The sequence below is a fragment of the Arthrobacter sp. MDB1-55 genome (assembly GCF_059092925.1).
Genome location: NZ_JBNHID010000001.1, coordinates 864,831 through 877,991 on the forward strand (window position 1 = coordinate 864,831; position 13,161 = coordinate 877,991).

Genomic DNA, 13,161 nt, shown 5'->3' on the forward strand with positions numbered 1-13,161 from the left:
AGTTTATGGACGTCCCCCTGCGGAAAGCCCCGTGAGTGTGGCTGACGCAGGTGACGGTCCTGACGTTCAGCTGGTCGCTCCCGGCCCCGGCTGAGGTGACGGCTCAACCTCGAAAGAGCGGGAGTTGTGACCGACGAAACAGTACACCATTTTGGGATCCGACACTCCCTCCGTTACGATACGCTCACCGTTCCCGTCCGAACGGGCACTTATCTGGGGGACCCATGTCCAAACGTTTTCCCGGCCGCAGGCTTTCGCCCGTCCGGCTCTCTGTCCTGGTTGCAGTTATCGGTGCGCTGGTAGCGTCGACAGTTGTGGGTTGGAATCGTCTCGAAGACGTACGTGCCGCAGCCAACGGAGGGTCCTGGTTTGCCGGCTATGTCGACGCGACGGCCACGCCGTTCTACCCCTTTGAGCAGCCCGCGTCAGAGCAGGGAAAGAGCGTGGTGCTTTCCTTCATCGTCGCTGACCCCCGCGAGGATTGCAGGCCGTCCTGGGGTGCTGCCTACTCGCTCGATGAAGCACAGTCCGAGCTGGACCTGGACCGGCGCATAGCCCGCCTGATCCAGGACGGCGGGGAGGTCGCTGTGTCCTTTGGCGGCCTGATCAACAACGAACTGGCGCGGACCTGCACAGACGTTCGGCAGCTCACGTCCGCGTACCGCTCCGTCGTGGAGCGCTACAGCCTGACAACCATTGATCTCGACATCGAAGGTGAAGATCTTGCTGATTCGGACGCTGCCGCCCGTAGGGCGGAGGCCGTCGCCGCACTTCAGGAGGAGCGCCGCGCGGATGGCAAGGCGCTGAACGTGTGGCTCACCTTGCCTGTCGCGCCGTCCGGGCTGACGGTCCAGGGAACCGATGCCGTCACTGCGATGCTCGAGGGTGGGGTCGATCTCGCCGGCGTGAACGTGATGACCATGGACTATGGCGGAAGCAGGGAAGCGGGTGTCTCGCAGTTGGATGCGTCCATTGCCGCTGCCCGCGCAACGCATGCACAGCTCGGAATCCTGTACGACAGGGCGGGCACCAGCCTGGGGCCGCAAACGCTGTGGAAGAAAATCGGGCTGACCCCGATGATCGGCCAGAATGATGTACCCGCCGAAGTGTTCGATCTTGAGGCCGCAGCCGGGTTCAACGCATTCGCCCTCGAGACCGGCGTCGGACGCATGTCCATGTGGTCGCTCAACCGGGATGCCACCTGCAGCGACAACTACGGCGATGCGAGCATCGTGTCGGACAGCTGCAGCGGAATTGAGCAGGACGGCATCCTTTTCGCCGATGTTCTCGGTGCAGGCTTTGAAGGCCGTGCTGCGACGCTGAATACGGCGCCCACAACAGCTGAACCAACGCCGGAACCGATAGCCGATGATCCTGCTACCAGTCCCTACCCAATCTGGTCAGAGGAAGCCACTTACCTCACCGACGAGCGCGTTGTATGGCGGGGCAAGGTGTACTCAGCGAAGTACTGGACCTCCGGCGACGTACCGGACAACCCGGTGCTGCAGGCCGCTGAGACTCCGTGGACGCTGATCGGTCCTGTGTTGCCGGGTGAGAAGCCGCTCCCTGTTGTCACCGCCCCCGCGGGGACCTACCCGGAGTGGGTCGCAGAGAAGGTATATGAGAAGGGCGACCGCATCCTGTTTGAGGGCAGCGTCTTCGAGGCAAGGTGGTGGAACCGAAGCGACAGCCCCGAGGCGGCGCTGCAATCGGCCGACTCCTCGCCGTGGCGGAAGTTCTCGAGCGAGGAAGTGAAGGAAGTGCTCGAAGAGCTGGACTCCTGACGGGCCCAGCACCGGCGGCTACAGCTCTGCCCGTCGGTGAACTTCTTCGATCAGCTTGCCCACTTGGGCTTCTCGGTCCGGGGCTCCGGACTGCCTGAACAGTTCCTGGCTCTTCTCCAACTGAAACAGCCCCTCGAGAGGGTCGCCGGACCGGGCGAGCGACTGTCCCAGTAGTGTGTACGCCTCAGCAGCGGTTTGGCTGGCAAGGAGGGCGGATGCTTCACAGATCGGGCGAAGCCGTTCGACGGCGGCATCATATTGCGCCGTGAGGAACAGCCAGTGTGCACGGGTCAGGGACAGCTCGAGCTTGTCCCGCTCGCTTCCACCAACGATTGAAGCGGCGAGCTCTGCCCGTTCGATGCACTCGAGCGTTTCCGGCTCGACGACTCCGCCGGCCAGGCGCAGGGCGGCGGACGCCCGGTTGAAGCGAGCCCAGAGATCCAGGTCGTTGGAGGGGGACAGGGTGCTCGCTGCGCGCCGGTGGTAATCGGTGCCGACCGCCGAGTCCCTTCGAAGGTATGCCACATTCCCGATGACCCAATAGGCCTTGCCAGCAGTCTGCGAGTTGACTTCCGGCGTGATGAGTTCGGCGAGGCGAAGGCACTCGTCCCAGGCGTCGTCTACCTGGTCGCTTTCAGCGAGAGCAGCAATCAGCGCATGCTGGGCGCGGATCCGAAGGTCTGGCGATCCTGATGCTTCTTCAGACGACTTGACCGCACGCTGGGCCTCGATGACGGCCGCCTCCAGATTCCCACGGCCGACGAGGGTGTCAGCGAGGAATGTTGAAACTCTCGCGGCGAGATCGGGGTAACGCTCGGTGAGGGGATGACGGTGAAGAGCCTCGGCGGTAGCAGCAGCAGCTTCGAAGAGACCCTCCTTCTTGAGACATTCCACCTGCAGGAACGCCATGTTCCACGAAGCGTTCTCGTCCCCGTTTGCGTCGGCGACACGCTGGGCCTCGCCGGCGATCTCCCGGGCGGCCGCATAATCGCGCTGTGCCCATGCGTCGCGGGCGCGCAATTCCAGGAAAACGTGCTGCCCCGGTTCCTGTGTATTGTCCATGGCCTCATTCCAACATTGTGCTCGGATGGCTCCCCGCGGATCATTGTGTCAGAACGGTCCGCCATTCTTACGGGTACGCCTTGTATTTCTTTTTAGGGATCCGTCACAAAACTGCGGAAAAGATGAGACAAAAGGCACTGGTAGCAAGGGGGTGGCTCCATATACTGAAGGGGCTGTGCAACGCAGGGGGCAATCAGTCCTTCTGCGTCCATCAAGTGACAAGGAATAACTATGAAAAAGGTCTCCGCAACACTGTTGCTGACTGCGTTGCTTTTGGTTGGGGGCGGCACGGCTGCTCAGGCTGCCAAAAGTGGCAACTGGCCCGATAGCACAACAACGACCGCGAAGAGCGGCAACTGGCCGGATAGCACGTACCGGAGCGTCTAGTGTGACCCGGTTCAGGTACGCACCTGAACCGCAGCAGAGGTCGTGGAGGCCCAGAGTTTCGTCTGGTCTCCACGGCCTCTTCCGCATTTCGGTGCGGTCAGCTTTTCAATGAGGCGTCAGCGTTTCAGTGCGGCCACAATGCTTCGGACGTGAGCCGCACGGTCCGGTGCGCCGGCGTCGTTGAAGCATTGTTCCGCGGTTTCAAGATGCGCTAGCGCTTCAAGCTCCTGGCCCTGGGCTGAAAGTGCCTGGGCCAGCAGCAGGTTGGCTTCTCCTTCCGTCTGGCGGGAGAGCGCCGTGCCTTCCGCGCAGATCGGCCGTAACCGTTCTACCGCTGCGTTCAGCTGCCCGGTGAGGAAGAGCCAATGCGCGCGTGTGAGGGAAAGCTGCAGTTGATCCCGCTCCGTCCCGCCCACAATGGAGCTGGCTACCTCGGCTCGTTCAATGCACTCAAGTGTCTCCGCATCAACGACACCGGCGGCGAGACGCCGCGAGGCTGAGGCCCGATTGAACCTGGCCCAGAGCTCAAGGTCATTGTTCGGCGTGAGATGTTCAGCAGCGAGGCGGTGGAATCGGGTGCCGTCCTCCACCTGATGGCGCATGAACGCAACGTTCCCGATCACCCAGTAGGCCTTGCCCGCCGTCTGGGTATGGATGCCCGGAGTGATGTGCGTGGAGAGGTCGAGACACGTACTCCATGCTTCGTCCAGCCTGTCACTCTCGGCGAGGGCGGCGATGAGGGCGTGATGAGCCTCGATCTGCAGCTCGGGGGCGTCCGCGACGGTGGCGGCGCTTTTCACCGCAATCGTGGCGCTGTCCACCGCTTGATCCAGGTGCCCCAGGCCCTGCTGGCACACCGCCGCGAGGGTGTGGACCCTCGCTTTCAACGCATCTGACTCGAGGGACAGGCTGCTGGTGCCGAGCACCTCAGCTGATTGGAGTGATTCATCGAGATGACCTTCCTCGCGTAGGCACTCAGCCTGCAGAAAGGTCATGTTCCACCAGGCGCGGTGATCCTCTGCCCGCGCTGCGAGTGCGACTGCAGAGGCCGCAAGCAGCCTTGCTGCACGATAATCGCGCTGGCTCCACGCTTCACGCGCTCGCAGCTCATACATAACGAGATCGCCCGACTGTTGTGCTGCCACCCTTCCCCCTTGCGTTGAGGTTGCGCCGGACAGACGCAGAATGCTCCCGAGAACCCGATGCGACTGTCCCTGAGTTTATGCGGAAAGAATGCATTGAGACAGATACCCGCAGGAACACGGCAGAACGTGAAGGGGGTCGCACATCGCGGGTCCTTTCCTCGCCTCGGGGGTGTTGTATATCACACATCGTTCGTATACTGAGTCAATCTGGTGTCAGTGACTCTGCACTCCTAAGCGAAGGAATCTGTCATGAAACGACTTCCCGCAGTTCTCTTGCTCACGGCGGCCCTTGCGCTGGGAGGGGGTACTGCGGCTGTAGCGGGGGATAGCGCGTCCACGCCCAGGACGGTTGTCTCCTACGGGATCATGATCGATGACTGGCCCCACTGACAGTTTCTGAAGTGTCCAAAGGACCGTTCGAGCCACCTAGGTGCTCCGACGGTCCTTCGCGTTGAAAGGCCGAGTCTGTACTAGCCTAGGGTCCATGCGTATCGCCCGGTTTGTGCTCAACGATGATCCAGCGTTCGGCCTCGTCGAAGGACCCGAGGGGGCGGAAGAGATTGCCGTCATCAGCGGTGACCCCTTCTACGGGGGAATCCAGCCCACGGGAGCGCGCCACAAACTCGAGGATGTTCGGCTGCTCGCACCTGTGATTCCTCGCAGCAAGGTAGTGGGAATCGGCCGCAACTACGCGGACCATGCTGCTGAGTTGGGCAATGAGGTTCCGCCCGCCCCGCTGATGTTCCTCAAGCCGAACACCTCTGTCGTCGGTCCCGGCGATCCGATCGTGCTTCCCTCCTTCTCCGATGAAATCTCCTATGAATCGGAGCTCGCGGTCATCATCGGCCGGATCTGTAAGGATGTGCCGGTGGAACGCGTGGATGACGTGGTCTTCGGCTACACGTGCGCTAATGACCTCACCGCCCGCGATATCCAGAAGACCGACAATCAGTGGGCACGTGCCAAGGGGTTCGACACCTCCTGCCCGATCGGACCGTGGATTGAGACGGAGCTGGACACCGAGGACCTGGCCGTGCGCGGTTGGCTCGACGGTGAGCTCAGGCAGGACGGCTCTACCAATCAGATGATCTGGGGAGTCAAGGAACTGGTGTCCTACGTTTCCCAGGCTTTCACGCTTCTGCCCGGCGACCTTATCCTCACCGGAACTCCCGCCGGGGTGGGGCTCATCAGCGAGGGGCAGAGGTACGAGGTCGAAATTGAGGGCATCGGGCGGTTGTCCAACCCCGTCCGCAGGTAGGTCGCGGCCCGGGACGCGATCAGCCGGACAGTAGACTGGGGTCCATCATGACTACTGCCGATCTCCCCACTGTCACGCCAGAAACTCCAGTCCGGGTCCGCTTTTGCCCCTCGCCGACCGGAGTGCCGCACGTCGGTCTCATACGTACCGCACTGTTCAACTGGGCATACGCCCGGCACACCGGCGGAAAGATGATCTTCCGGATCGAGGATACCGATGCCGCCCGCGACAGTGAGGAGAGCTACGAGCAGCTTCTCGAGGCGTTGACCTGGCTGGGCATCGATTGGGATGAGGGTGTTGAGGTCGGAGGACCGCATGCTCCGTATCGTCAGTCGCAGCGAGGCGACCTCTACCAGGACGTCATCGCCCGGCTGGTGGCGGCAGGACACCTGTACAGGTCCTACTCCACACCGGAAGAGGTGGAGGAGCGGCACAAGGCTGCCGGACGCGACGTCAAGCTGGGGTATGACAATTTCGACCGGAACCTCACCGAGGAGCAGAAAGCCGCCTACGAAGCGGAGGGCCGGCCTGCGGTTCTTCGTCTTCGCATGCCGGACGAGGACATTACTTTCACTGACCTCGTGCGCGGCGACATCACCTTCGCCGCGGGAAGCGTCCCGGACTTTGCGGTCGTGCGGGCGAACGGAGCTCCGCTCTACACGCTCGTCAATCCGGTTGATGACGCGCTCATGGGCATCACCCATGTGCTGCGCGGGGAAGACCTGCTCTCCTCGACGCCGCGTCAGGTTGCGCTCTATCGCGCCCTCATCGACATTGGCGTGGCCCGCTACATGCCGCTTTTCGGCCACCTCCCCTATGTCATGGGACAGGGCAACAAGAAGTTGTCCAAACGGGACCCGGAATCCAACCTCTTCCTTCACAGGGAACGCGGCTTCATCCGCGAGGGGCTGCTCAACTATCTCTCATTGCTGGGCTGGTCCCTGAGCGCTGACGAGGACATCTTCACCGTCGACCAGCTGGTTGAGAAGTTTGACGTGCATGATGTGTTGGCGAATCCTGCGCGCTTCGATGTGAAGAAGGCCGAGGCAATCAACGGATCGCACGTCCGCCTGCTGGACCCGGAGGACTTCCGGATGCGGCTGGTTCCCTATCTACAGTCTGCGGGTCTTCTCGGTGCCACCATCAGCTCACATGAGCTGACCGTCCTCACGGAGGCCGCACCCCTGATTCAGGAACGCATCACGCTACTCGGAGAAGCGCCCGAGATGCTCGGTTTCCTGTTCCGCGCCGATGAAGAGATCGAGGTTGCGGAAGACGCCCGCAAGGGTTTGCCGGCGAATTATGAGGAGGTTCTGGACGCGGCCCTGCGTGCGCTTGAGCCGCTGGAGGAGTGGACTGCCGACTCCATCCAGGCGGCGTTGCGTGGCGCCCTCGTGGAAGAACTCGGACTGAAGCCGCGCGTCGCCTTCGGGCCGGTGCGGACGGCCGTTTCGGGGCGCAAAATCTCGCCGCCCTTGTTTGAGTCGATGGTCATTCTGGGTAAGGAGTCTTCATTGGCGCGCGTGAGGGCATTGCGTGGAAAATAATACTGCCGCGCCGATAGTTCAGGGCGTACTCTTCGACATCGATGACACCCTCGTTGATCTCGAAACTGCAATGGGCCGGACCCTGCACCACATTGGGGCTGATACCCTCGCGCACCTCAGCGAGGCGGAGTGGGCCGAGTACAAGCAGCTCTATACACGGGACCCACATGGATATTACGACCAGTTCCTGGCCGGGAAGCTGAGTTTCACGGAACAACGAATCCGCAGAGCTCGGCACGCACAGGCATCCTTCCTTGCTGAACCGCTGGAGGGCGAAGCAGCGGCGCGTTGGAATCACGCGTATGAGGCCATCCTGCCGCTCCACTTCGAACCGTATGACGACGTGCTTCCCGTCCTTGATGAACTGGACCGCCGCGGAATTCCCTACGGGGCGGTCAGCAATAACGTGCACGACTACCAGAGGGCAAAGCTGGATAAGGCAGGCCTGCAGCGCGTCGCGGCGCTCGTCGGGATTGACACGGTCGGGGTAGCCAAACCCGACCCGGCCATTTACCTGGAAGGCGCACGCCGGCTGGGCACGGATCCGGAGCGGACCCTGTACGTCGGAGATAACCCCGTGCTCGATGCTCAGGGCGCCGAGAGTGCCGGCCTGGTCGGCGTATGGCTGGACCGTAGCGGGGTGCAGGAATCCGGCTTCATCGGCCGTCGAATCACCTCCCTCCGGGACGTTTTGCGAATCGTGCCGGACATCCGGTAAAGTCGTATCTCGGCGCGGACGGGGTTGACCTCCTGCGAAGCAGGAAAAACCGCCGGAAAGTGCCATTGGGGTATGGTGTAATTGGCAACACATTGGTTTCTGGTACCAACATTCTAGGTTCGAGTCCTGGTACCCCAGCGCTGTATAGCGGCACATTTTGAGCAGATCGCCACGCAGGAATTGCGAACCGCTCGATTTGGACCGCAGCAGCAGATGTGAAACAATCATCTAGCTCGTTTGGCGGGAAACCGGCAGACAAAACAGTACTGGCCCCATCGTATAGCGGCCTAGTACGCCGCCCTCTCACGGCGGTAACGCGGGTTCGAATCCCGCTGGGGTCACAAGAGTTCCGCCTCAACCATCATGGTTGGGGCGGAATTTTCGTTTAAACGGCAGCTGCGCCCTCAAATCCCGACGACGACCAGCAGAACTGGCATGATGGGACCATGACTGCCTCGCTGCCGGATGCTGACGTTGCGGGGCTTGCCGAATTGCTCGGCCGGGTGCGTGAAATCCTTAACCGCCTCAGCTTTCCGCTGGAGTCTGCTGGGGCACCCGATGCCCGACTGGAAGCCCGAGCCGCGGCAGCACAGCTCGACGACTACATTCTTCCGCGCATCAAGAGCCTCGATGCGCCGCTTCTGGCAGTTGTCGGCGGGTCCACGGGCGCAGGCAAGTCAACCCTCGTGAACGCACTGGTGGGCCACCCTGTTACCCGGTCGGGCGCCATCCGCCCCACCACCCGCCAACCGATCCTGCTGCATCACCCCGCGGAGGGACACTGGTTCGCCGGCGACCGTGTGCTGCCTTCACTGAGCCGGCAGCGCGCCGTCGTCGTTGACCCGGACGGGGGAGCGGTGCCCGCTTCCCAGATTGCCTCGGTGCAGGACTCCGGCTCTGCAGCTCAGCTACTGCTGCAGCCGGACCCCACCATTCCCCTGGGCCTTGCGCTGCTGGACGCTCCGGATATCGACTCGATTGCTGATGAGAACCGTCGCCTGGCATCCCAACTGCTCGCGGCCGCTGACCTGTGGCTGTTCGTCACCACTGCCAACCGCTATGCCGACGCTGTGCCCTGGCATCTGCTCAGGGAAGCGGCCCAGCGCGACATTCTGCTCGCCGTCGTTCTCGACCGGGTACCGCACGGTGTGGAGGAGGAGGTCCGGGCTGACCTGCACACGCTGCTCGCGGCCGAAGAGTTGGGCCATGCACCGATCTTCGTGATTCCCGAGGAGAAGCTCAATCCTCTAGGCATGTTGCCGCCGGAGAGCGTCGAACCGTTGCGGCGCTGGCTTCGCGCTATCTCGGTCGATGCTGAGGGCCGCCGGGAGATTGCCCGCCGTACGCTGGAGGGCGCCCTGCGCGCGCTGGGTCATCGGGTGGAGAAGGTGGCAGACGCACAGGACCGCCAGGCCGAAACGGCAGGACGGCTCGAGGAAGTTGCGCGCGAGTCCTACCGGACCGCGCTTGATGCCGTACTTGAATCCACCAAGGACGGCACGCTGCTACGCGGTGAGGTGCTGGCCCGCTGGCAGGACTTCGTTGGCACTGGTGAGTTCATGCGCGGTCTCGAATCAACTGTCGGGCGGATCCGCGACCGCATCGGCGGTTTCCTCACGGGCAAGCCTCCACGAGCTGTCACCGTCGAGACCGCAATCGAAAGCGGGCTTCAGACCGTGATCGTGGAGGAAGCCGCTAAAGCAGCCGATCGCACCGAGCGGCAGTGGCGGGCGGAATCTGCCGGGCGGACGCTGCTGGAGTCCGGGAACCCCGCCATGCCACCCGATTTCAACGAGCTTGTTGTGCGAGAAATCCGGGCCTGGCAAAAGGACCTGCTGGACCTGGTCCGTTCGGAGGGCGCGGACAAACGCTTTGCTGCCAGAATGCTCTCGTTCGGAGTCAATGGGGTAGCCGTGGCTCTCATGATCGTGGTGTTTGCTTCGACAGCCGGTCTCACCGGTGGTGAGGTGCTCATCGCGGGCGGTTCAGCTGTGATCGGGCAAAAATTGCTTGAAGCGGTTTTCGGTGAGGAGGCAGTCCGCCGGTTGACCCGGACAGCGCGACTGCAGCTGCAGGAGAGGTGCGAGAAATTGCTCGACGCGGAACGTGAGCGTTTCACTGACAAGCTTGCGATCCTCGAGGGCGAACCGGCGTCAGAGGACCTCCGCGAGCTGGCCGCCAGCCTCACCGAGCGGCGGTCCGTGGCCGAGGACCTGCGAAATGATGGCCCGACGCCGGAGGGCGGGCAGTGAGCCGTCACCGCGGCGAGGCATCGTCCTCCCGACTACAGATCCGCCTTGAATCGCTCAACACTGCCCGCGAACTCGCTGAGGGACGCGTCGATGAACACCAACTGGGTGCGGTCTACGGGGTGCTGGACCGGGCTAGCTCGCGTCGGTCGCTCTCGTCGGCGCACACGGTCGTCGGTATCTTCGGTCCTACGGGTAGCGGGAAGTCGTCGCTCCTCAACGCACTGACGGGCACCGACCTTGCGCGTGTAGCCGCCCGTCGCCCAACCACTGCTGAACCGCTCGCTGTGATCTGGGACGAAGACGGAAGCTCAGACCTGCTCGACTGGCTGCAGGTTTCGAACCGCCATGTGATGCCTGACGGTGCGCCATTACTGCCGGTTCCCGGTAATGGCAGCCGGCGAGCCAAGAGGGATGACGGCGATGAGGGCGGGCTGATTCTGCTGGACCTGCCCGATTTCGATTCAACGGCGCTGGGTCACCGTGTCATCGTGGAACGCCTTGCGGGGCAGGTGGACGTGCTGCTGTGGGTCACTGATCCGCAGAAGTACGCTGATGCTTCGCTGCATCGTGAGTTCCTCGAGCCTCTGGCAACGCATGAGGCCGTCATCCTGGTAGCGCTCAACCAGTCGGACCGGCTCTCTGAGGACGATCTCGCCCAGGTGACCCGGTCGCTGAAGCAGATCCTTGCCGGGGAAGGACATGGATCTGCTGTTGTACATGCTGTCTCTGCGGTGAACGGTACGGGCCTGAGGTCGCTGGCGGAGGAAGTCCGTGCGATCGTGCGGCGGAAGGAAGCGGCCACCGGGCGGCTGTCGGCCGACGTGGATGTAGCGGTTGACTCGTTGAGGGAGTTCACGGGTCCTGAGCTTCCACCGCCGTCGAAAGCGGCACGTACCGCTCTTGCTGACCGACTCGCCGACGCGACAGGCGCCGACGCGGTCATTGACGCCGTCGTGCGCTCCTACCGCCGGGATGCCCACGCAGTCACGGGATGGCCGGTGACTCGGTGGCTCGGGAACCTGCGCGCGGATCCTCTACGGCGCCTGAATCTCAGGCGCGGCGACGTACAGGAGTTCGTCGGACGCACCTCCCTGCCGGAGCCGGGCCCTGCGCAGCGGGCGTCCGTTGACCGGGCACTGCGGACGTTCGGGGAGGAACTCTCAGCCGGGGCAGTCGAGCCTTGGCGGACGGCCATCCGCGATGCCGCCAGGAGCCCTGAACCTGAACTGCTCGAGCGTCTCGACGAGGCGGTTGCGCGCACGGACTTCTCCTCCGGCTCACGGGCGTGGTGGTGGCCGGTCGCAGGGGTTTTGCAGTGGTTGTTCCTTGCGGCCATGGTGGTCGGCATCGGATGGTTGGCGGTCCTGGCCGGACTCGGATTCCTTCAGTTCCCGGTTCCTGAATCACCACGGGTGGAGGGAATTCCGGTCCCCACGCTGCTGGCGGTCGGGGGAGTGGTGGCGGGAATCGCCGTCGGTATTCTGTGTGCCGCCCTGGCCCGGTTGGGGGCACGCAGACGCGGCAAGCGAGTACGACGACGGCTGGTCGCCTCCATCACGGAGACGGCGGAAGCGGTTGCGGTCGGCCCCGCTGCCGCCGAAATCGAGCGCTACAACAGCTTCGTGCAGGCCGTGGGTAGGGCGGCTGCCCGTCGGTGATCGTGCGCTCCAGAATGCTTGATGATCAGGTGCTGGACGACTAGGTGCTCGACGATCAGGCGCGGAGGGCACCAAGCACCTTTTGCATCGTGCGAAGGTTCCGTGTGGTCGTTGCGCTCTTGAAGCGGGCCTTGTTACTGAAAGCGTTCAGCGGACTTTCGAGCGTGCCGCCCTTCGGTGCCTGCCACGCGACTGCGATGGTTCCCAGCGAGTGCACCGGTTCGTCGATCGATCGGGCGAAGTCAACGAATTCGGCCAGGACCTCCGGGTCGGAGAACAGCGTGAGGTAGGTGTGAAGACCGGGATCATCGGCGGGGAAGGGACACTCCGCGACGATGCTTTCGACGGTCTCCGCCGGCAGCACAACCACCCACGCAACATATCCGAAACGTTGCCGCAGGGCATGCTCGCTCTGTGACTTTAGATCGAGCTGCGAGAGGTCGCTGCTGCAGACCACATTGCCGGAGGCCAGGAGGGTCTTCACGTCCGAGACCGGAAGTGTCTCCAGAGTCTCCCGGAGGTCGGCGGACTTGATGGTGATACCGCCGACGTTCACACCGCGAAGGAACACTGCGTACCTGGTCATGGCCACAGCGTAACGCCGTGCCTGCGCAAAAGATCCGCTATTCCGCGGACTTGCCGATAGCGCTGGTGAGCTGGGCTGCCGCGCTCACCACGACCTCGGCATGGATCCGCCCGGGCTGGCGCGTAAGCCGCTCGATCGGTCCGGAGATCGAGACTGCGGCAATGACACGGCCGGACGGACCACGGACCGGGGCCGACACGGAGGCTACCCCCGCCTCACGCTCGCCAAGACTCTGCGCCCAGCCCCGCCGTCGTACTCCGGCAAGCACCGTGGGCGTGAAGCGGGCGTTCTGGAGTCCCTTGAGCAACCGGTCGTGGTCCTCCCAGGCGAGGAGGCACTGTGCTGCCGATCCTGCCCTCATGGACAGCTGGGTGCCGACCGGAATGGTGTCGCGAAGGCCGATAGGGCGCTCTGCGGACGCCACGCAGACACGGGCGTCCCCCTGGCGCCGGAAGAGCTGAGCGCTTTCCCCGGTGGCGTCGCGGAGCTGCAGCAGGACGGGACCGGCTGAAGCAATGAGGCGATCCTCGCCGGCGGCTGATGCCAACTCCACGAGGCGGCTGCCCAGAACGAAGCGTCCCTGAATGTCCCTGCTGACCAGACGGTGGTGAACAAGCGCGAGGGCGAGGCGGTGCACTGTCGGGCGGGCGAGACCGGTCGAGGTCACGAGCTGCGCGAGAGTAGTGGGCCCGGCTTCCAGGGCATCGAGCACAAGAGCCGCTTTATCAATGACGCCGACGCCACTAGAATTGTCCATAACCTGA

The 13,161-nt window shown here is 63.4% G+C and carries 11 protein-coding genes and 2 tRNA genes; 9 read left to right on the forward strand and 4 right to left on the reverse strand.

Translation table 11 applies throughout. The features are described from left to right. The first annotated feature begins 224 nt into the window (after window positions 1–224). On the forward strand, window positions 225–1,784 hold the full coding sequence (locus AC5RU3_RS04140; protein ID WP_309071498.1) for a chitinase: 1,560 nt from the start codon (window positions 225–227) through the stop codon (window positions 1,782–1,784). An 18-nt stretch (window positions 1,785–1,802) separates the two neighbouring features. On the opposite strand, the gene AC5RU3_RS04145 is transcribed toward AC5RU3_RS04140, so the two are convergent. Continuing rightward, window positions 1,803–2,846, reverse strand: coding sequence for a hypothetical protein (locus AC5RU3_RS04145; protein WP_493964914.1), 1,044 nt, complete (start codon window positions 2,844–2,846; stop codon window positions 1,803–1,805). A 503-nt stretch (window positions 2,847–3,349) separates the two neighbouring features. Further along, window positions 3,350–4,378, reverse strand: a complete 1,029-nt coding sequence (locus AC5RU3_RS04150) for a hypothetical protein (protein WP_309123846.1) — start codon at window positions 4,376–4,378, stop codon at window positions 3,350–3,352. A gap of 249 nt (window positions 4,379–4,627) precedes the next feature. Here AC5RU3_RS04150 and AC5RU3_RS04155 point away from each other — a divergent pair, with 249 nt between their 5' ends. The 8 genes from AC5RU3_RS04155 (at window position 4,628) to AC5RU3_RS04190 (ending at window position 11,811) form a co-directional block, all read left to right on the forward strand. Further along, window positions 4,628–4,768, forward strand: a complete 141-nt coding sequence (locus tag AC5RU3_RS04155; protein ID WP_309072646.1) for a hypothetical protein — start codon at window positions 4,628–4,630, stop codon at window positions 4,766–4,768. 94 nt (window positions 4,769–4,862) lie between these two features. Beyond that, window positions 4,863–5,636, forward strand: coding sequence for a fumarylacetoacetate hydrolase family protein (locus tag AC5RU3_RS04160; RefSeq protein WP_493964915.1), 774 nt, complete (start codon window positions 4,863–4,865; stop codon window positions 5,634–5,636). A 47-nt stretch (window positions 5,637–5,683) separates the two neighbouring features. Beyond that, complete coding sequence (gene gltX / locus AC5RU3_RS04165) at window positions 5,684–7,183, forward strand: glutamate--tRNA ligase (RefSeq protein WP_309072648.1); 1,500 nt, start codon at window positions 5,684–5,686, stop codon at window positions 7,181–7,183. After that, window positions 7,173–7,901 (forward strand): HAD family hydrolase, encoded by a 729-nt coding sequence (locus AC5RU3_RS04170; protein WP_309072649.1) that lies wholly within the window; start codon window positions 7,173–7,175, stop codon window positions 7,899–7,901. The genes gltX and AC5RU3_RS04170 overlap by 11 nt, the downstream gene beginning before the upstream one ends. Before the next feature lie 66 nt (window positions 7,902–7,967). Further along, window positions 7,968–8,039: transfer RNA gene (locus AC5RU3_RS04175), tRNA-Gln, on the forward strand. A 130-nt stretch (window positions 8,040–8,169) separates the two neighbouring features. Next, a tRNA-Glu gene (locus AC5RU3_RS04180) sits at window positions 8,170–8,242 on the forward strand. Between the two features lie 105 nt (window positions 8,243–8,347). Next, window positions 8,348–10,153, forward strand: a complete 1,806-nt coding sequence (locus AC5RU3_RS04185; protein WP_493964916.1) for a dynamin family protein — start codon at window positions 8,348–8,350, stop codon at window positions 10,151–10,153. Beyond that, window positions 10,150–11,811 carry a GTPase gene (locus AC5RU3_RS04190; RefSeq protein WP_493964917.1) on the forward strand — a complete coding sequence of 554 codons (1,662 nt, stop codon included), beginning with the start codon at window positions 10,150–10,152 and terminating at the stop codon, window positions 11,809–11,811. Before AC5RU3_RS04185 ends, AC5RU3_RS04190 begins: the two co-directional genes overlap by 4 nt. A 55-nt stretch (window positions 11,812–11,866) precedes the next feature. On the opposite strand, the gene AC5RU3_RS04195 is transcribed toward AC5RU3_RS04190, so the two are convergent. Then, window positions 11,867–12,397: a DUF1697 domain-containing protein gene (locus AC5RU3_RS04195; protein WP_309071807.1), complete on the reverse strand. Its 531-nt coding sequence runs from the start codon at window positions 12,395–12,397 to the stop codon at window positions 11,867–11,869. A 37-nt stretch (window positions 12,398–12,434) separates the two neighbouring features. After that, on the reverse strand, window positions 12,435–13,154 hold the full coding sequence (locus tag AC5RU3_RS04200) for an IclR family transcriptional regulator (protein ID WP_309071808.1): 720 nt from the start codon (window positions 13,152–13,154) through the stop codon (window positions 12,435–12,437). Window positions 13,155–13,161 lie beyond the last annotated feature (7 nt).

Coding starts and splice junctions, on each gene's coding strand:
- AC5RU3_RS04140 (WP_309071498.1), top strand. CDS start 225: ATGTCCAAACGTTTTCCCGGCCGCAGGCTTTCGCCCGTCCGGCTCTCT.
- AC5RU3_RS04160 (WP_493964915.1), top strand. CDS start 4,863: ATGCGTATCGCCCGGTTTGTGCTCAACGATGATCCAGCGTTCGGCCTC.
- AC5RU3_RS04195 (WP_309071807.1), bottom strand. CDS start 12,397: ATGACCAGGTACGCAGTGTTCCTTCGCGGTGTGAACGTCGGCGGTATC.
- AC5RU3_RS04200 (WP_309071808.1), bottom strand. CDS start 13,154: ATGGACAATTCTAGTGGCGTCGGCGTCATTGATAAAGCGGCTCTTGTG.
- gltX (WP_309072648.1), top strand. CDS start 5,684: ATGACTACTGCCGATCTCCCCACTGTCACGCCAGAAACTCCAGTCCGG.
- AC5RU3_RS04155 (WP_309072646.1), top strand. CDS start 4,628: ATGAAACGACTTCCCGCAGTTCTCTTGCTCACGGCGGCCCTTGCGCTG.
- AC5RU3_RS04185 (WP_493964916.1), top strand. CDS start 8,348: ATGACTGCCTCGCTGCCGGATGCTGACGTTGCGGGGCTTGCCGAATTG.
- AC5RU3_RS04145 (WP_493964914.1), bottom strand. CDS start 2,846: ATGGACAATACACAGGAACCGGGGCAGCACGTTTTCCTGGAATTGCGC.